At 40.2% G+C, this 19649-nt stretch carries 14 protein-coding genes and 2 tRNA genes; 8 read left to right on the top strand and 8 right to left on the bottom strand.

Annotated features, from left to right (window positions below; all coding sequences use genetic code 11):
• Positions 1–115: 115 nt before the first annotated feature.
• On the bottom strand, positions 116–1765 hold the full coding sequence (locus tag CIK80_RS12175; protein WP_257011766.1) for an aminotransferase class I/II-fold pyridoxal phosphate-dependent enzyme: 1650 nt from the start codon (positions 1763–1765) through the stop codon (positions 116–118).
• A gap of 451 nt (positions 1766–2216) precedes the next feature.
• On the opposite strand from CIK80_RS12175, the gene msrB reads away from it, so the two are divergent.
• The 7 genes from msrB to CIK80_RS12210 all read left to right on the top strand — a co-directional run bounded on the left by msrB (position 2217) and on the right by CIK80_RS12210 (position 5857).
• On the top strand, positions 2217–2642 hold the full coding sequence (msrB, locus tag CIK80_RS12180) for a peptide-methionine (R)-S-oxide reductase MsrB (RefSeq protein WP_062845038.1): 426 nt from the start codon (positions 2217–2219) through the stop codon (positions 2640–2642).
• Between the two features lie 171 nt (positions 2643–2813).
• A complete protein-coding gene (locus CIK80_RS12185; RefSeq protein ID WP_095570206.1) occupies positions 2814–3299 on the top strand; it encodes a glutathione peroxidase in 486 nt (161 codons plus the stop codon).
• 294 nt (positions 3300–3593) lie between these two features.
• Positions 3594–3669, top strand: a tRNA-Val gene (locus CIK80_RS12190).
• Positions 3670–3707: 38 nt separating this feature from the next.
• Positions 3708–3784, top strand: a tRNA-Asp gene (locus CIK80_RS12195).
• Between the two features lie 349 nt (positions 3785–4133).
• On the top strand, positions 4134–4415 hold the full coding sequence (locus CIK80_RS12200; protein ID WP_095570404.1) for a YrhK family protein: 282 nt from the start codon (positions 4134–4136) through the stop codon (positions 4413–4415).
• A 104-nt stretch (positions 4416–4519) separates the two neighbouring features.
• Positions 4520–4987, top strand: coding sequence for a DUF305 domain-containing protein (locus CIK80_RS12205; protein WP_257011767.1), 468 nt, complete (start codon positions 4520–4522; stop codon positions 4985–4987).
• Positions 4988–5122: 135 nt separating this feature from the next.
• Positions 5123–5857 carry a DUF305 domain-containing protein gene (locus CIK80_RS12210; RefSeq protein ID WP_257011768.1) on the top strand — a complete coding sequence of 245 codons (735 nt, stop codon included), beginning with the start codon at positions 5123–5125 and terminating at the stop codon, positions 5855–5857.
• A gap of 294 nt (positions 5858–6151) precedes the next feature.
• Here CIK80_RS12210 and CIK80_RS12215 read toward each other — a convergent pair whose 3' ends face one another.
• The 7 genes from CIK80_RS12215 to CIK80_RS12245 form a co-directional block, all read right to left on the bottom strand.
• Complete coding sequence (locus tag CIK80_RS12215) at positions 6152–6796, bottom strand: hypothetical protein (RefSeq protein ID WP_143516796.1); 645 nt, start codon at positions 6794–6796, stop codon at positions 6152–6154.
• A gap of 20 nt (positions 6797–6816) precedes the next feature.
• Positions 6817–7599, bottom strand: coding sequence for a hypothetical protein (locus CIK80_RS12220; RefSeq protein WP_143516797.1), 783 nt, complete (start codon positions 7597–7599; stop codon positions 6817–6819).
• Positions 7592–10288, bottom strand: coding sequence for a DUF2345 domain-containing protein (locus CIK80_RS12225; RefSeq protein ID WP_095570210.1), 2697 nt, complete (start codon positions 10286–10288; stop codon positions 7592–7594). The genes CIK80_RS12220 and CIK80_RS12225 overlap by 8 nt, the downstream gene beginning before the upstream one ends.
• 96 nt (positions 10289–10384) lie before the next feature.
• The gene (locus tag CIK80_RS12230) at positions 10385–11221 is read right to left on the bottom strand and encodes an OmpA family protein (protein ID WP_095570211.1); all 837 of its coding nucleotides are present in this window, start codon (positions 11219–11221) and stop codon (positions 10385–10387) included.
• A 93-nt stretch (positions 11222–11314) separates the two neighbouring features.
• Positions 11315–12295: a type VI secretion system-associated protein TagF gene (gene tagF / locus CIK80_RS12235; protein WP_095570212.1), complete on the bottom strand. Its 981-nt coding sequence runs from the start codon at positions 12293–12295 to the stop codon at positions 11315–11317.
• On the bottom strand, positions 12292–16323 hold the full coding sequence (gene tssM, locus CIK80_RS12240) for a type VI secretion system membrane subunit TssM (protein ID WP_095570213.1): 4032 nt from the start codon (positions 16321–16323) through the stop codon (positions 12292–12294). Before tssM ends, tagF begins: the two co-directional genes overlap by 4 nt.
• Positions 16324–16389: 66 nt before the next feature.
• Positions 16390–18048 carry a hypothetical protein gene (locus CIK80_RS12245; protein WP_095570214.1) on the bottom strand — a complete coding sequence of 553 codons (1659 nt, stop codon included), beginning with the start codon at positions 18046–18048 and terminating at the stop codon, positions 16390–16392.
• 550 nt (positions 18049–18598) lie between these two features.
• Here CIK80_RS12245 and CIK80_RS15530 point away from each other — a divergent pair.
• A complete protein-coding gene (locus CIK80_RS15530; RefSeq protein ID WP_257011769.1) occupies positions 18599–19504 on the top strand; it encodes a M15 family metallopeptidase in 906 nt (301 codons plus the stop codon).
• Positions 19505–19649 lie beyond the last annotated feature (145 nt).

The raw sequence follows: 19649 nt of genomic DNA on the forward strand, positions 1-19649 counted from the left end.
AGCAGCGCTCAACAACGTAAGTCTCATGAATGTCAGCGATTAATAGCTGATTACTTACCAAAAAAAACGCCTAGCGCTATCTTATCGCTAGGCGTTTTTTATATCCGCTTAATGGTTAAGCTGTGCCAAACTGCTGGCGTTTTTTGGCAAAAAAGCGATCTAAGCGATCCATCGCATTTTCTAAATCATTCAAATTTGGCAAGAATACCAATCGAAAATGATCAGGCTTGTCCCAATTGAATCCCGTACCTTGTACCATTAATACGTTTTCTTCGATAAGTAAATCCATCATAAATGCCATATCATCTTCGATAGGATAAACCTTAGGATCAATCTTTGGGAAACAATAAAATGCGCCTTGCGGCATGGTACAAGAAATACCTTTAATTGCATTGAGTCGCGATACCGCAAGCTCACGCTGTTTGTATAAGCGACCAGTTTTTGAAGTCAAATCTTTCATGCTTTGATAGCCGCCCATCGCTGTTTGGATGGCATACTGCCCTTGGACATTAGAGCACAAACGCATAGATGCCAGCATATCCAAACCTTCGATGAAGTCAGCAGCATGTTGCTTGCGACCGGATACCATCATCCAGCCTGCACGAAACCCTGCAATACGGTGTGATTTTGACAAGCCGTTATATGACAGAACAAGTACATCGTCAGTCAAGGTGCTCATCGGTGTGTGTACGGTATCGTCATAGAGAATACGATCGTAAATCTCATCAGCCATGATGATCAAGTCATACGCTTTGGCGACTTCGATGATTTGCTTGAGTAAGTCGTCGCTATATAGCGCACCTGTTGGATTATTAGGGTTAATCACCACAATGCCTTTTGTTTTACTGGTGATTTTAGATTTTATGTCTTCGATGTCAGGTTGCCAGTTGTCTTCTTCATTGCAACGATAATGCACCGCTGTACCGCCAGATAGATTGGCCGCTGCAGTCCATAGAGGATAATCAGGCATTGGAATCAATACTTCGTCACCATCGTTCATCAAAGCCTGCATGGTCATGACAATCAACTCAGAGACGCCATTGCCAAGATAAACATCACGAACATCGACTGCTGATAACAACCCTTTTGATTGGTAATATTGCAGTACCGCTTTACGTGCTGAAAAAATACCTTGTGAATCTGAGTATCCTGTTGCTTCAGACAAATTCATAGCCACATCTTGCAAAATTTCATGAGGCGCTTGTAGGCCAAAAGGTGCAGGGTTGCCGACGTTAAGCTTTAAAATGCGTTTGCCTTCAGCTTCCATTCTATTAGCAGTTTGCAATAGGGGACCACGAATGTCATAGCAAACGTTTTGTAATTTATTAGATTTTTTTATTGTGTTCATAGAGTGACCATTCATTGCATTGTTTGGTGAATGTTGACGAGTATCAGAAAGTGATGCTGATGTATTTACTAAAATTTTATTCTTATTATCGGTTGGCAAACTTGCTGACATAACGCTATTCAGATTTGCATGCTGTTGTGACTGATCATCGGTAGATGCTGCACTATTGGCAGCATCATTCTGATGTTCCCCGCGTAATAGGTAGCCTTCGCTGCACCCCAAAATACGTGCAAGGGTTGGTAATTTGGATGAGACAATACCGTTTGTTCCACGCTCCCAATTAGAGATGGCACCACGGCTGACTTTGGCACCTGCGGCTGTCATTGCTTGTGCCAATTGTTCAGCAGTAAAACCTTTATCGCGGCGCAACTGTACTAGACGCTCAGCCTGTGTACTATTGCTTTTGTCATCGACCATAATTACCTCAGTGCTTTTAATCCATTGATTTGTAATAAAGAACTGGTTACAGAAATAGAAAGTGTGTTTTAGCGCCATATCAATGCAAGATATTATTGCATAAATTATGATAACGCAAGCCTACATGCAAGTTATTTTAAAAATCATATTAATTGCAAGAATAACTTGCATTGAATGCTTGAATATCTCATCTCAAGTCCTAAGATTTTTCAAAACGGTTTTTATTAAAGTTATATATCGAGATAGTTGTCCACCCTTTGGTACTCAATCTAAATTTGCTTCTTTCATAAGCCCTATTATTCGTTGTTATCAGTATCATTCTTGTACAGCACGACTTGAATATTGGATAGATAACCAAAAGATAGAGGTTATCGTTTAATAGAACGGTGATGCTTTGATAGCAGGTTAAACGTAGTAGAGCAGATAATAAATATTTAAATAAGGACACATTATGCAAGACAATCAATTAAGCAAAGAAGAAATCAGCCAACTGACCGATGCTGACTGGAAAGAGCGTTTAAGTGCTGATGAGTATCACGTCATGCGTGAAAAAGGCACAGAGCGTCCATTCACAGGTGTTTATAATGATGCGACTGATGATGGCGTCTACCGCTGTAAAGGTTGCGGTGCCAGTTTGTTTGATTCAAGCAGTAAGTTTGATGCGGGTTGTGGTTGGCCAAGTTTCGACCAAGGCGTCGATAACAGTGCTATAGATGAACATGTCGATAATTCATTGGGTATGACTCGTACAGAAGTGACTTGCAGTAACTGCGGCGCACATTTGGGTCATGTGTTCCCTGATGGACCACGTGAGACGACTGGTATGCGCTATTGCATTAACTCAGTGGCTATCGATTTGGACAAATCTGAAAAATAGTTTTGATACCAACTATGATTTGATAGTAGCTTTGAGATGACGCCCTAAAAGAGCAAATAAAGGAAGCACGCGTTGCTTCCTTTTTAATTATTGGCGCTGTATATTAATATTATTAAAGAATAGCGTTACCAATCAAACAGTATTACCTATCAATCAATTTAAGGATAAATGATGAGCACAATTTATGATTTCACCGCCGAGAATATGGATGGAACGTCGCAAGCATTTTCGGATTATAAGGGTAAGGTATTGCTAATTGTTAATACTGCAAGTAAGTGTGGCTTTACGCCGCAATTTGAAGGATTAGAGGCACTGTACCAACGATACAAAGAGCAAGGATTGGTAGTCGTGGGCTTTCCTTGTAATCAGTTCGGTAGCCAAGATCCAGGTAGTAATGAAGAAATTGGTGCTTTTTGTCAAAAGAATTATGGGGTCAGCTTTCCAATGATGGCGAAGGTCGATGTCAATGGGGCAGATGCGCATCCAATCTTTAAATGGCTCAAAGACCAAAAGGGTGGCTTGTTAACTGATGGCATTAAATGGAACTTTACGAAGTTTTTAGTGGACAGTAATGGTCAAGTCGTCGATCGTTATGCGCCAACCACCAAGCCTGATGCAATCAAAGCCGATATCGAACAAGTATTAACTGGCAAATAACATCATAAGATAAAAATAGTTGGTTTTGTATGAAAATATAAAACCAATAAAAACAGATGCTTGCTATAAATACTGATAAAAATATGCAAAATATTTAAAAAAGTAGGAAATAGCGTTTGACAGCCATGCGTAAATCTATATAATACACACCCACAGCAAGGGGACTTAAACAACCCTAGCTGATTAAGTTAACTTAAGTGTGACAGCTTATATTAACGAAGCAATACAGAAATTCTATTTAAAGAATTTCTCTTGCAGAGCTAAAAAAGCAGTGCTTTTTTAATACGCTCTTCAGGGTGATTAGCTCAGTTGGTAGAGCGTCTGCCTTACACGCAGAATGTCGGCGGTTCGAATCCGTCATCACCCACCACTTATTAGCAAGTGGTTAAAGAAGCTAAAACGACCTAAGCAGCGGTAGTTCAGTTGGTTAGAATACCGGCCTGTCACGCCGGGGGTCGCGGGTTCGAGTCCCGTCCGCTGCGCCATATTTAAAACGAATTTAAACTTACGAGTTTAAGCAAGTTTCGCCTCAAACATAACTTTGTTTGGGGTTTTTTTGTGTCTGTAGTTTTTATCTCTTGTCTGAATAGCAAAAATTTCAAACATATCTCTTTGGTATTTTTCAATATCTTGTCCATATCAAGAAAACATTCCCAAAGTTTTCTACGGCTTTCAATTCTTCTTCTTGGTTTTAGTCATCAATATTACCTTTTATACCATAACTTATACGACTTTTTCTCAAGTCGGTTTCCTGTAACGTGACGTTGACAAGCATACTGCCTAGTTGATATATCTGTGCGACTCATAAAGTGATATATGGCTAAGGGACAAGTTATGAGTAAAAATAGGAAGTGGGGGATGGATATCGGTCAACGACACATTATCATACAGCGCCGATATGAGGCTCTAGGTGCACTCAATGATTTATTAATCGCTATTTGGTTTTTAATTGGAAGCTTTTTCTTTTTAAATGAATCACTGACTCAAGATGGTACTTGGTTGTTTATCGTAGGAAGTGCGCAGCTGATAATTAAACCACTTATCAAGTTGATGAGTCTGGTACATGTCAAAAAGGCATTTAATAAGTTAAATCAGCACAATGATTATGATCAGTAGCGTTGTTTTAGCAAATGATATTAAATGGGTGCTTTCTCTATATTTCTTAAATCAAGACAGGCATCACCTTGTAGCAAAATGATCAGATGAATGGAGATAAAGTGATGAATCGTAATAATCAAAAACAGATGAATCCTTATGTGAAGTTTACCTTGATGATTCTGACATCAACCGTGGTGATGTATATCATGATGTACTTCAACACCTATGAATGGAATCATATTTATTTTAGTGAGACTAGAGCCTATATGGCGCTATATATGGGTGCAGGAATGGCAGTTATTATGCTGGCATTTATGGCTAATATGTATAAAAAGACCAAGCTTAATTTGCTGATTTATGGTCTGAGCGTGATAATGTTTGCTGTGGGTATATGGGGCGTTAGATCTCAAGCCACTGTTAATCAAGTCGATTGGATGAAAGCTATGATACCGCATCATTCTATCGCCATCTTGACTAGCACGAGAGCAGATATAGAAGATCCGCTTGTACGACAACTCGCTGATAATATTATCGAAGCGCAAAAAAGTGAAATTGAAGAGATGCAAGCACTAGTCGAAGAATTAGAATAAACTATTTGAAACAAGTCATTTTTATAAGTGATACTTACTACTTTTTCAAACTGTTAAATCTCAATGGTTTACTGATTTTTATAGGCATTACGATAATCAAATTGTAGTGATTACTATAGTGATTAAGGATACAACATGAAAAACATTATACATTCACGCCTTCCTGTTCTTATGGTAACCATCAGCACTGCATTGCTGTTCAGTGCTTGCCAGCCTGCTAATGAAAATACAAATGTGGCTGAGAAAGAAGCAGTCGCGTCTGACCAGAATACGGTAGCAGATACTCCTTCAATGGATGCTCATGCTGGACATGACATGTCAGATGATACGATGACAGATATGCACCAAGCATACAACGAATCCATGACTCATATGCATGATGAGATGATGGCTGGTATGAAATACAATGATCCAGATGCTGCATTTGCTCAGGGAATGCTTGGTCACCACATTGGCGCAGTTGACATGGCAGAGATTCAGCTCAAATATGGTGCCGATGAAGAAATGCTACAATTGGCACAAAACGTCATTGATACTCAAAAAGTAGAAATTGAGCAAATGCAGAGTTGGCTAGCTAGTAATCCTGATGCTACTGAACCAATGACTGACACGAAAGCTGTGCAAAAAGCATACGCTGATGGTATGGACGCGATGCATAGTGAAATGATGGCTGCTATCGCTGATACCAATCCTGATAGAGCTTTTGCTCGTGGTATGTTGTCACATCATGTTGGGGCAGTTAATATGGCAACTGTAGAGCTTAAATATGGTAAAAATGAAGAGATGCGCAAACTGGCGCAAGCGATAATCGATGCTCAGCAGCCTGAAATTGAGCAAATGCAAGACTGGTTAGCCAAGAATAAAGCGTAAATGTCTTTGAATGTTTTTTTGTAATTAATTAAATACTCATACTTCATTTAGCTCTATCAGTAACTTAGCTCTAAAAGTGCTTTGTCTGATTTAAAATAATTAATAATAAAGTTGACGTAAGCTACCCCTGTCGATTAAGTGCTCGCTATCACCAATAGATTGCATGAGCGTTTGGTCATCGGCTTTATGGGTAAAGTGTGAACCATAATTGGTACCAGCCTATACTGAAACATCTAATAATTACTTGAATATACACATGAGTGTAAGTTTTTTATCAAGTAAAAAACTTAATTACTAATTTGCATCTTTCTGTGTAGAATATACTCTAATATTAATTATACCTTTTGGTAATGACTTAAGTTTATTATAAGTTTCTATTTCATTCTGCGTTAAATTGATAGCTGAAAAAGTAATATTGGCATGCTGATAGTCCTTAGATTTATAAGTGAAATCGGCATCATACAAGCTGTCATTCGTATCAGAAGGTTTAAAATGATAATTTAGGTATTCAATGTTGAGACTATTCAAGTCTGATTGTAATTTAGTAGGTTCAAACTGCTCAATGTTGTCACTGATATATATATCTTCAAGTTTTGTACTATTTGGTTCTGTAAAAATAGTTGTATGAATGCTTTCATTATAGAAAGTATACCTTATCCATTTATTAGTTTTAGGATAAAGAGGTTCATAAATTCCAAGTATATTTGATTCTGTCACTATGTCTGTCTCATAAGAAACCAGTCTCAAAGCTGCTTTTATTGTTTCTAGCAAATTTGGATTCTTATTATTGGTCATCGATAGTGTTTCATTTGATTGCATTAGCGTATTGTGTAGTGCCATTGAGTCTTGCATAGGTTCATCTCCATTTTGAGCATTTTCTGAAACCCCACAACTTGTTAATAAACAAATAGCTAAGATAAATAGAAAAATTTTTATCATTTATAGATTCTCAGTATCTGCTATTTAGACAGGTTAGAATGATATGAATATTTGTTAATCACATTAGAAGCAGTAGTTCCTTCAATTAATATCCATTCTGAACTAAGGTATATATTCTGACCTATTTTAAGGCCTTTATGTTTGTACAAAAACGGTTGACCATATTTTTTCTTAAACTGATCATACCAAGAATACGGGTTTACAAACATTGCTCCTGTCAAAGGTACTTTCTGTCCATTGATATATGAAGGTTCAAATAAGAAGTTAGCTGTTCCAATAGGTGTAGTGATATAACCCTTACCACTAGGCGTATCAATGTTTGCGTCGTCTAAAACATCTTTTGCAGCTTCTGCACATGTGTCGTTCATGTAAGCAGTATATTTCTCATCACCTGATATAACCTTCTTCTTAAATTGGTCAGCTTGCTTTTTAATTGCTATTAACTGTTTTTTGCTTATTCTAAATTTGTAGAGTCTTGAAAGTTCAGTAATTGGGTAGCTTGTAGTAGCCGGACGTCTTCCACTAAACTCATCAATTCCTGCTGCTAACTCTCGCTTTGTTGGTGTTGCGACACCCTTTGGCCCAAAACTATATACTGTTATGATCTTTCCATTTTTCACTGTGAAAAAGAATGCATGCCCATAATCAACATTGAGATTTTGAGTATTATTACGAAAAGCAGTAGCTATATGATTGACTTCAAAACCAACTACTAAATAATACTGATTCGAAATTACTTGAACTCGATTGTTTGAAACCATAGGCAGAGTACGGTTAAGAGTGGTTTTACTATATTTACTCATTAGCTTTAACCCCATTATCATTTTGCCAATCAAGCTCTAGATGAACCTCAATCTCATCCTCACTATTAGAGTGGAAACGCTCTGACCAGCCATATTCGTTAGTGATGCCTCTGAATTCTTCGCCAGTTCGTTTGTTAGTAGCTGTATACACTGTATGAGCGTAAGGCTCATCATCATCATCCAAAAATTGATAAGCCAAATTATAAACTCCATCCATCAGCGTCTTAGCCTTAGGTATAATGTTAGGCAACCCCGTCAACCCCAACCCATCGCTCCCACCCCCAGCCTTACTATGTTTACCACCTTTCTCCGTAAACTGTTTTGCTGCAATAGTAATATCAGCACCATCCAATGTAATACTAGCGCCGCCCACCGTCAGCGTAATCTTATTAGTCGCTACCACTTCTACCTCTTTGGTGGAGGAGGCGATGTTTACATCTTGCTTAGCCGTTGCTTTAAGTTTGCCTGTATGTGCAGACAGGGTAATATTATCTTTTGCATTGGTCATACTAAACTGACCATCTGCTATGAGATTTAGGGATTCACTACTGATTTGTTGATGACTATCACCACTACTGATCGTCATATCTTGCTGAGTGGTAATGATCATCTCACCCATCGACCGCTGGATCAGTAGGTCTTCACTGACGTAGCTGCTATCAGCTGCGCTATCGATAAGGGTGTAGGGCGTTTGTTGATGGGTTTTGGTTTGCTGCTCTTTAGCGATTGATTCAAGCTGCGTTTTAATGACACTGTGATCATTAACCGATCTATCCAAGCCCGTTGCCAATTGTGTTAAACGCTCTGCTAAATGCTGACCGCCTAATGATGTTTGGGTCAACGTCGGAGTATGGTGCTGGTAGTTGTGTTGTTCTGATTGCGCGTGAGTTTGTGGTTGGGTTGATAGCACTAACGCTTCGCCAGATTTGATATTGATTTGGGCGTTGGTGGTGGCATTAATACCTTGAAGTTTGGCGCCTTCTTTTGCTGGATTGATGATGCCCATTTTTAGACTGGCAGATACGCCAGCATTGTCTACTTTTAGCTGTGAGTAAGCTTGTTCTGTACGGTGATCGGTGACCCATTCGGTGAGGCCATTGTCCGTGTTGCGATAGCCGCTCTCGACTGCTTGCTCGTTGTCTGTTGCAAATAGGCTAGGGCGACTTTGTGATAATAAGCTGCCTGTGTTGATTAAGTGCTCGCTATCACCAATAGATTGCATGAGGGTTTGGTCATCGGCTCTGTGCGTAAAGTGTGTACCATAGTTGGCCCCTGCTTGTGCCTCTAATCGATTGATAGGCTGGGCAGCATGGTCAAGCAAGTAGCTTTTGGTAGGTGTCATATGGTTGCGACTGTCACTATCACTTTGAGTCTCAGTGATTCCTGTCATAGGCGGTAGTGCACGTCTACTGTAGAAGCTACTGACCCACGGGGTGTCTGCGGTAATCAGACGCAATTGAGTCAAGTGACTGCCAGACTCTAACGAAGACGCATGACGTTCATGATGGCGGGTACTATTGGTTAAGCCTGTTAAGTGAGCTAGACTGTTGCGAGCCAAATGAACAATGTGGGTGGCACGGTAATGTTGATTGAGCGCACTGTGATCGACCAGTGTAAAGGTGTCTGCCACGTTCAAATCTGTGGCATGAGACAATGCATGATAAACGCTGTATTGACTTTGCAGGCTGCTTGCCACAATGGACGCTTCATCAATGGTTTCCGTATCTAATACGGGGGCAAAAGCAGCAGGCGTGTCTAAAGTAAGCGTATGGGTATTTAAATGGCTTTCTTCATCAGTATGATTACTTATCGCAACGTCAGCGTACTGCGTTGGGTGAGCAACACTACTGCTATTAAAACGCTGCATCGTCACTGATCTGGGTTGGGTAATGACTTGCTTACTCACTGCTAAAACGGGCGCATGAACGCGGTCATGTAATACTTGCTGGTAACGTAGAGGACCAATATTTAAGCTGATGTCATCGCTATCGCTAGGATACGCTGAAGTGATAATAAGCTTTGGGGGCTGATGTTCTTCACTCTGCTTGTGCCGCAGGTAAGCCGTTAATCCTTGACGTGAGAGTCTCTCACAAATATGCGTCCAGTCGCTAATTTGCCATTGGGTCATACGTGCAGGTGTCCAATTAGTACTACTTTCGTCGCTACTACTGTCGTCGACTATGTCTATATCTAGCGCGGAAATTCGTTCGGTTATCATGGCTTGTACAGACAAGTTCGTATCTATGTGGCTACGCAGGTGCTGGTGTAGTCGATAAATGAGGGGCTGTGCAAGTAGACGATAATAACCATAGCTGCCATCATGATCCAATTGTTGTATAGCTGTCAGGTATAGATGACGGTAGCTTAAACCATTAGGCGTATCAAAGCTTAAGGTTAAAGGACTCCCGATTAAATGAGTAAATGGCGTAAAGGGTAGATGATGACGCTCATGAATATAGACTTGTAGCACATAAGTATCGATACCATGCTGCTGATATTGACATTCACTATTGGGATTTAATCGACTAATAATACTTTTTTCACAAGACCCTTGAATGAGTTTATGCAACCATGCTTGATGCTCACTGATGTCTTGTTGAGCACTTGGATAGGGCGCTTGAGTGTTGCCTTCACTAGCATAAAGCCTATCAGGATGCATGGGTAGAACGGTGTTGGTCAAGCGTAGCATAGTGAGGTCTCTATTCTTTACAATGGCATCATACTTGTTAAAAGATGGCAGGTAAGTATAAGTATTTATTTACCAGCATCCTGATACACATCATGATTATTCGTCGAGGGTAAATTCGATACGGCGGTTACGAGTGCGTCCTTCTTCGTTATCATTACTGGCGATAGGATTAGAATCTCCTTTACCAGTGGTGCTGAGGCGACTTGCATCAATATTACGACCTATTAGGTATTGTTTGACTGCTTCGGCACGTTCGTTTGATAGCGCCAAGTTAGAGGTAGAGTTACCGACATTGTCAGTATGACCAGTAATGAGAATCGGCTTGTCCTCAATACGACGCAACGCATCTGCCATATCATCTAGGATGCCCAGACCTAAGGGCGTTAGGTTTGCGCTACCAAATTCAAACTCAACAATTCGATTACCTAAGGTCTCATCTATAAGACGCTGTTCACCTTCTACCACAACCAACTGATTTTCTAATTGATAGAGGTCAGTCAAGCGTGTATGAATACGATTTTGAATCGCTTGCTTTTGTTCAAGGCTGTTTACCTTTCCATGTAAACTAATGGTAGTACCATGAATATCGACACGCCCTTGGCGAATATCGGAGATATCACTGTCAATAATGGCAGTTGCGATTTGCTGCCAGTTGGTTGGTATACTGATATTTGAACGTACTTCGATCTCATCTCTAATAGACTTGTCAGGGTACTGTGCTTTTAATTTTTCAAGTAATTGCTGCTTATCTGAACTAGTAGCGACTACCCCTTTGATAACCACGGGCACATTTTTTGCGCTGTTTGTCTCATTTGCATTATTACTTGCTGCAAAGACCATGGCGCTGATAGGAAGGGTGATAACCGTAGCCAACAGTAAATGTGTTGTGTAGTTTGCGAGCTTATTTTGGGTCATTTTAGTGAGGACTTTCATTAAAGTACCTTTTTCTTAATATAAGTAAGCAGTGATTGAATGCAGCATATGGCGCAATGAGTAATGGATAAACACTTATAGGATGAGATGAAACTACTGTGCCAAAAAGGTTTTTTTGAACAGTTGCCTTGTATCGTACAAATAGAGGCTGTTTTGTAATAATATTTTATTAAAACGAGTCAAGCCAATGTCATCATCTATATAGCTTTTCGTCCAATCACTATGGGCAATAACCACCCAATCTTGAGGGTATTGCGATTCATCTCTTAAGATCTTTTCAAGTATTTGTCCATCTGGTTTGGTAAAACTCAGTAGCAAACGGTAGCCGTTGGAAACTTGATACACGTAAGTATTTAGATACAGTTGATGCGGTTGGTAAAAGCCATTGATCAGGTCATGCCAAAAAGTTGCCATATATATGGAGCTTTCTCTATCAGAAGTGAGAGACCAACAAATGGCTTTATTAAGCCCATTAAAGCCTTTGGTAAAAGTAGGCAAAAACAACAAGCCTGTAGCGATAATTTGCTGTATCAGCTGTGATTTATCAATATTCATCAGTATGGCAATATTGTGCAACGTGGTGGTATTGATAAAATCGTAGTAATAAGTGCTGGCATTATTATCAATAGTCAGTTGCCTATGGTTCAGATAGTCCATAACCTGAGCGCTGTCAGTTTGTGACTTAGCCATACTCAAGGTTTCGTAGGTATCATTCCAAAGACTCGATGACTTAACGGGCAGATAGTTCATCCAGTTTTTTGGTTTATCAATGTGCTGCACTCCAAAACCGATCAGCGGATAGTTTCTGTTGCCGCTATCATGGCTAGGAACAAGAACACCTGTGATAATTTCATTAGATCTGGTATCTACATGACTAAAATTCAGATGAGTAATTTTTTTGTCATTTTTTTGATCGAATAGATTTTCACTAGATACTTTCTCTGAAACAGCCAAAGCTTGACTGACCCATTCGTCAATGGTGTTGATCTCAGATATATGAGAACGCGCACGTACAAAGTCCCCACGGGCAGGCAGCTTACCGAAATAGACAAGAGGTAAAAATTCAGGGGTCATGGCGTTTGCTCCTGCGGTTCAGGGTTGGCTGCGCCAGTGTTAGCAACAGGCATGTCGGCTTGTGTCTGGCTGCTATCAGTCGCATTAGCAGTCACGTTCAATTCATCTGTTGGCTGTACACGAGTGGTACTGCTTTGTTCATTACCCTGAGCGACCGATTTGACTATTGAGCTACTACTAGTAGTAGTAGGGGCGTTATTACTGATGTTGCTATCAGTGATGGGTTTTGCTGTACGCGTGACACCAAGTGCGATCACCTCATCTGGCAATTTCATACCTGTAAATGGATTGGTAGAGCGACCTTGGTTTGCAGTATTGCTACTGCCACTGATAATCCTAAAGCGTACAGAGATCGTCACACCGTCACCTGACCATGCCATCTCAAATATGTTGTCACCCAGTTCAGTTCGACGGGCGCTATTAATCAGACGTTCTACGCCAAAGCTACCTGCTTCCTCAAAGACAGTAAAATCTTTGCCGTCATAATCCTTGGCTCTGATACTGGCACCAGGTTGGCTGCTCGGGTTTGGCCATACAAACGTGGTCCACGCTTGTGTACCCATGCGATAACGTAGCTGCTGACCATCAACCACAATGGTATATTCCGTCAAACCACTGACTGGTAACGGCATAATCTGAAACGTCGTTTGATTGGAGGCACTAGCGCTACTACCCGAACCAGTGGCGCTAGCATTATTACTGCCAGTGTAGTTAACAAAGTAGCGACCAAAATCCGCGACAAACTGTGGGTTCAGGCCCAAGCCGGCACCATTCCAAATCTTACTTGAGATCTGATCGCCACGGCGGATAATAAATGGCGATAAGGTTTCATTAACGAATCGTGCCACATAACCATCTTCACCAAAAAACTGACCAATCTCTGCTGGCGTTGCTTCCAAATTGGCATTGGCAGTGAACGGGTATTTTTTCTCTAAATTATCAAGGAAAGGTTTACGTACTTGCGCTTTCCAGACCTTATTGATCTCCGCTTTAGTGGGGGTTAGTAACATATTGAACGAGCGAGTTAAGGGTTCACTTAATAAGGGGCGCACGAGTTGCTTTATATCAGAGTTGGCTTGACTCAATATTTGCTCATCTAATATCTGTAGAGATTTTGTTAGCTCTGAGCCTTCAGGGCTAAGTGTCTGCGATGCAAACAATAAAGCATCAGGACCAATGTCATTACTGCGAGCAATATTGTTAAAGCGTGTTCTAATATTTCCTAAGCTTGAAATATAATTGTCTAATAGTGACAGGTCTTGATTGTCCTCTCTTGGCGTCACTAAAGCATGTATAGAGGAGAACTCTTGAGCGATTAGGCCCGAAGTAGTAGGCACAGTAGAGGTAGAGTGACTAGAACCGCTGCTATTATTCAATGCTGCTTCAGCTTGTCTTAATTCAGCAGGACTTTGACGCAATATGGTTTGTTTGAACCAATCGATAAATGAGCGGCGAGACTGACTGCTGGGATTTGATGTCTGATTGGCCGTTTTATTGTCCCATTGAGTTTGACGATCCACTGTTTCAAATAGAGTCTTTAGGGGTGACTCTGTGGTACTAGATAACTGATTTAGTAAGACAGCATGGTCAGCAAAGCTTTTACTATCGCGAACATAAACCTGCGACAAAAAGCGTTTCCATTCGCTGATATATTCTTGTTTATAACGGTTGACCAGATACTGCCGGATTTGTTCAGGACTACCAGTCAACGTTAGATCGTCTTGGCTACTGGTCGCTAGTACCCAGTCGTCTGCTACCACTCGTGTGGTGGCGGCTTTATCAATCTCATCGCTGACAAAAGACTCCCACGCTTGTTTGGTAAACGTACCTGAAATGACGTAGCTGCCTAATAATGCTTCATTGGTAGTATTTTGAGTGATTTGAGCTACTGTGACTGACGGGAATCGAGCAGAAGAACGCATCTTAATTTCGGAATAAACACGCTCACGAGCAGGCTGACCTTTACTAACTTTGGACAAATTCTGGCGAGTTGTATCTATCAGTCCTAAGTCGTTTTGGATAAGAGGAAAACTGGGATCATCGATGTGCGCCAATGTAAAACTTAAGATGCGCTCGGCTTGGCGAATCATTTTGTCACGGGGCATATCAGCACGATTGGCTTCAAGCCAATTACGCCAAAACCTGGTCATCTGATCGCTTAAGTGACTGGTTTCCAAGTGATCATGGTTACCAAGCATGAGATAGGCTTTAAGCGCATTGTAAGCATCTTCAACGTCAGTAGGGTCAGACTGAATGTAAGCGTTATTCGTGGCAGTTTCAGAATTCTCATCAGGACTGGATTTTTCTGTGCGCACTTCTAACTGCGTGGCATTGGTGTTGACCTCTGTCAAAAACCTTTCTATGTTTTGGGTGGTAGGTGCTAAGACAATGATATTGACACCGTTATAATATTCTGTCAGCAGTTTTTGTTTAAGTTTATCGCCTTGATAGAGACCAAAGCTTAACGATAAGGGTTTGTCTGTTTCATGGCCTTCAAGCTGCTCGATACGGCTTTGTAAGATACTCAGTGATTCAAGCTGAGACTTTAGGTCGCCATTGGCATTTTTTTGTTGCTCAGCCACTTGCTGTAGGTCCGCTGTGACGCGTTCAGTCAGTTGTTTATTGTTAGTATATGACCATGTCCATAAACCAACTGCCATGCATAAAACAATCACCGCCCCTAGCGTTGCAAATGCACGATAACTGCGCTTGTTACGGTTTTTGTGCTGCTTAACCAAATGCTTATCTTTTAAGATAACTTTTGAAAACAAGTCTTGTAAAAAATAAGCCTTATCATTGGCCTCTTGCTGAGTGTTGATTGGTACTGCTGGCGGGTGTAAATCATAGTTTTGTACCATTTGCTGCGTCATCTGGCTGCTAACTTGGCCATCTTGTAAGGCACTAGTAAAATAAAATCCACGCAGGATGGGCTTAAATTGAAAAGGGTTGTCTTCAAATAAAGCATGCATAAGCGTGCGTATCATCGGACGCAAAGATTGGAACTCGATAGGAAACGTCATTAGACTTGGTGATACGGTCCGCTGATGACGTAAAGACAGCTTCGTTGTACTCAAATCCTTTAAGCCGTTGACCAATACCCCAAAATGCTCTTCAAATACATCGGTAATATTGATGTTTTCAGGGTCTTCAGGGTAGGGAATGGTTGCGCCCCATACTTGACTACGCTCTTCTTGTTCATAATCATTAAAGAAATCACGGAAGCCTGAAATCAAATCCATCTTGGTAAATACTACGTAAACAGGGGCATAAACCTCTAGTTGTTCGGTCAAGTCTTGGACTCGGCTGCGTAAGTTTTTGGCCAGATTTAATGCATAGCTTGGGTCATTCTTAGTAAGTTCAGCGATACTAACAGCGATAATAATGCCGTTAATTGGCGCTTTAGGTCGGTTTTTTTTGAGTAAATTCAAAAAAGACAGCCACTCTGAACGATCTTCTTCATAAACAGAGTATCGTCCTGCCGTATCGAGCAAAATGCCTTCGGTTGAAAAAAACCAGTCACAGTTGCGTGTACCGCCAACTCCCTTCACTGAGAGCTTATTGGTTTTTTCCATAAACGGAAATTTCAAACCAGAATGTAAGACAGCTGAGCTTTTACCAGCGGCTGGATTACCAATGACCATATACCATGGCAGCTCATATAATGCAGCCTTACCCGTCTGATCACCAATCTTTGACTTACGAATGGTTTTGATGGCGTCTTGCATTTGTTGACGTAATGCTTGTACTTCTTGAGCGTTTTCATCTTTTGCTAAGTGATGGTTATCAACTTGGCTGTCATTATTTTTTTCAACCAATACCAGATCACTGAGTTCATTTGAATCGGCTTTGCGCTTTTTCCATACATGATAAGCAAGTGCCCCTAATACCGTACAGGTAATGAGCATACTGACAATGATGAAAAATGTCTTAAGAGAGACGTAGTCATATAGCAACACTAGAGCGACGATAATGCCCAACACGACCAATACTCTTGGGTTATAAATAAGATGAAAAAACCTTGAAAACATGCGTGCTACCTAGTGTGGTCTTAAAATAATGAAGTGAGTATTTCCAACGATAGATCTCAGTAAAAATTATGAATCAGAAACATCAGCTAACCAGAGTAGAGTGCTTTTCTTATGTTGAGTAATCAAAAATGATTTTTCTAACTCTTGTTTGCTATTATTAGCTAAATCAACAAATAGTGATACACTGATAAAAGATTTCAACCAGCTGTTCAGTGGCATATAATGCCCTAAATGTTGTTCTTTTACTAGAGCTTCCTGTGCTATAAATGATTCAAGAAAATTCAAATATACTGATACATCATAGGATTGTATTAGCGGATTAATGTCTGAAATGGCAGTAATACTCATATCTTTAATAGAAACATTAGTCTTGTTTTTTGTATTAGTTTGCTTAGTGAAAGGTTTTTTAATAGCCTCTTTTTTTGCGGAGTTGATTGAGGAGAGTGACATAACATTTCTTATTAACAGATTTTTAATGGCTGTTAAGTGCCTAAGGTAGTGACGATTGTTGCTCTCTTCATTTTGATCATTGGATGTACCAAATTCGGTCAACAATACGCTGGCTTTGTCATCAATATCGATGACATTCTGTGCAGCTTTATTATAAAAGATCAGTAGCGTACCAGCCTCAGTAGGAACAGCAGTCGTATCGTGGCTGGTAGTCAGGTGGTCATCTAACCATTCATTATTAATTTGTGAGTCTGCAATCAAAACCAAACACAGCTCAGGATCATCTGACTGCGACAATGTCATTACATGTTCATTGATAAACTCAGTGATATTGCAAGTTAGCGTGCTATCTACTGCATTGCTGTCATTATCAGTGACGATAGACGTAATCGAGAAGGCTGTTCCTGGGATGAGATATTCCGTTAGCTGGTTTTTGACAGCCGTGGTCAGAAAGGTTGAATCGGCGCTGCTAGGTAGACACAAATAAATAGAGAGTTTTGGCGGTAATGAGTGAGTAGCAGGTAAGGTCTCATCAGCACTTTCTTCACTAGCACCAACCAAGTAATGTTGTTGCCATTCAGGATGAACATTGATGGCTGAATTAGACTGCTCCTTGTCTTCAGAATGGTATTGGTAAAAATGCTGAGCAAGGTTGGATAATATGTCGTCACTCAAACTAAGCAGTTCATGAACCAGTGAATATAAGCGTAAGGTTGTACTATTTGGCGATACTAGATGTTTTATATGGGTAGCTTCTTCGTATGTCTCATTATCATAGTCCTTATAGAGATGGCTATCATCCCAATCTGAGATTGAACCATACACTTCTGGTAAAAAGTCGGCTTCGGTGAGCCTCGTAATCGGTTTGATCAATAATGGTAGCCCATAGGCGTCTGTTAGCTCTTCACTCAACACGGTCAAATCTTCGTTATTGTCAATTACTTCAGACCAGCAATTTCCTTCAGGTAAGCAAACGCGACTGTAAACAAATAGCGAATGGATCTCAGGCATAGCGGTTTCGTTGTCTTCATTGGATGTGTTCACATCGCTATCTGACCGATTGTTTTCGTTTTTCTCTTGTTTTTTTTGCCACCATAGAAGCGTCAGAATAGAGCCAAGCAGCAGTAAAGGAATAATGACGAACCACAGTAGTAATCCAGCTGGAGTAAGTTGCTGCGCATTGTCTTCAAAATACAGCCATACCAATATGAGATACAACGCTAAGCAAAGCGTCAAAGCAAAGCGTCCATATGACAGTACTTTTTTTACGCTCACTTATGGAAACTCCTTATTTGTTTGGTTTTTTTATAGCTAAAGCTATATGATCAGGTTTTATAGGAAGTATTTTAGGATATTCACTTAGCTCTTGCCAACACAAAAGAAAACTTTATTCCACTATTATTAATCTTACCTCTAAAGAAAACGTTGATTTCAGATTGTCGTATTGAAAGAAATTTATGTAAATGATAGGTTTTTAAAAATATTAGGGGTAATTTTTGGGTTTTAGTTCGTTAAAGAGTGATTTTTAGGTATTTGGGTTAAAAAGTTATCGGTAAATTAGTAAAATTAAGTCAAATATTTTTAAAAGTATGATATTTATCTATATAATACTCGCTGAATAAAATAATGAACGTATGTCCTAAAATTTAATACTTATGACTGTGGCTGCTAACTCTTACTTATGATTTATGTGCTGGTATCTATCTTTATACTTGTTTCTATCATCATAGTGATCTTGCTTTTTGATAGGCAGCTATATACACGCTCATATCATAAAACCGTTCTCTTCTTGCAAGGATTACAGGTTTTTAAAACCAAGCGTCAATTGAAACGACCAACAACCAAATCGTTCCGTTCTTATATCAGACGATTAAAAAATTTTCTGTCGCGTCCGAGTATCGCACGAATTCCATTGGTATCAGTATTGTCACTACTGATAATTGTGACAACTGCTGGACTATGTTATGCCTTAATCACGAATAACTCTCTAGAGGTGTATCACGCACAAGACACGACGCATAGCACCGTCAACTCACAGATTAGCCAGTTGTTAATAGGCGAGCGTCTACGACCGCCGCCGCCGCCGCCAGAAGAATTGTTCGCTGAACTTGACGCTGAGATTGCCAGTTACCAAGCCAGCAAAACAGAAGAAGGATATTGGCCAGAAACCCAAACGAATGTACCTCAAGATAATAGGCCGCTCATATTATCTGAACCTGATTTGTCTGACCTAAATACTCAAGATCATACTAATGGCTATTCGGGTGATATGCTGGCTTCACACCTACATAGCGGTCATATCAACATCAAGAATGCTGACCGTAACTGGAAAAAGATGAATTCAGATTTTGTACAACGGTTGTTGACTGTATATAAAGTTATGAGTGATCAGTATGGATATGACATGGTGCTTTTAGAAGGCTATCGAAGTCCTGCAAGACAGGCAAGGCTGCTTAAAAAAGGCTCTCATGTAACCAAAGCGGGATCATATAAAAGTTATCATCAGTTTGGTCTTGCAGCCGACAGTGCTTTTATTAGGAATGGCAAGATTGTCATTAGTGAAAAGGATCCTTGGGCAATGCAGGGTTATAAATTATATGGTAAAGTAGCCAAATCTGCTGGACTTGTGTGGGGTGGGGACTGGCGTATGATGGATTTGGGGCATGTTGAGCTGCGTAAAAAAGGTGTGCTCGGTCGTCCAGAAATGGCAGAAATATTAACCAGTCAATAATAACAATAATATTTTAAGGCAAATATAAAAAATGAACATATGTAAGAATTTACCCATGACTTTGGTCGCCATAAGTTGTTTATTCAGCAGTGTCTTAATGGGATGTAGTACCGACCAAGCGAGTCAAGTAAATAGTAAAAAATCA

Origin of the sequence: Psychrobacter sp. JB193, from assembly GCF_002285555.1 — a bacterium.
GTDB lineage: Bacteria > Pseudomonadota > Gammaproteobacteria > Pseudomonadales > Moraxellaceae > Psychrobacter > Psychrobacter alimentarius.

Excerpts from the sequence above, each read along its gene's own strand:
- CIK80_RS12230 (WP_095570211.1), bottom strand. The coding sequence starts at position 11,221 with ATGAAAGTCCTCACTAAAATGACCCAAAATAAGCTCGCAAACTACACA.
- CIK80_RS12225 (WP_095570210.1), bottom strand. The coding sequence starts at position 10,288 with ATGCTACGCTTGACCAACACCGTTCTACCCATGCATCCTGATAGGCTT.
- tssM (WP_095570213.1), bottom strand. The coding sequence starts at position 16,323 with ATGTTTTCAAGGTTTTTTCATCTTATTTATAACCCAAGAGTATTGGTC.
- CIK80_RS12210 (WP_257011768.1), top strand. The coding sequence starts at position 5,123 with ATGAAAAACATTATACATTCACGCCTTCCTGTTCTTATGGTAACCATC.
- CIK80_RS12215 (WP_143516796.1), bottom strand. The coding sequence starts at position 6,796 with ATGATAAAAATTTTTCTATTTATCTTAGCTATTTGTTTATTAACAAGT.
- CIK80_RS12205 (WP_257011767.1), top strand. The coding sequence starts at position 4,520 with ATGAATCGTAATAATCAAAAACAGATGAATCCTTATGTGAAGTTTACC.
- CIK80_RS12220 (WP_143516797.1), bottom strand. The coding sequence starts at position 7,599 with ATGAGTAAATATAGTAAAACCACTCTTAACCGTACTCTGCCTATGGTT.
- CIK80_RS12185 (WP_095570206.1), top strand. The coding sequence starts at position 2,814 with ATGAGCACAATTTATGATTTCACCGCCGAGAATATGGATGGAACGTCG.
- msrB (WP_062845038.1), top strand. The coding sequence starts at position 2,217 with ATGCAAGACAATCAATTAAGCAAAGAAGAAATCAGCCAACTGACCGAT.
- tagF (WP_095570212.1), bottom strand. The coding sequence starts at position 12,295 with ATGACCCCTGAATTTTTACCTCTTGTCTATTTCGGTAAGCTGCCTGCC.
- CIK80_RS12200 (WP_095570404.1), top strand. The coding sequence starts at position 4,134 with ATGAGTAAAAATAGGAAGTGGGGGATGGATATCGGTCAACGACACATT.
- CIK80_RS12175 (WP_257011766.1), bottom strand. The coding sequence starts at position 1,765 with ATGGTCGATGACAAAAGCAATAGTACACAGGCTGAGCGTCTAGTACAG.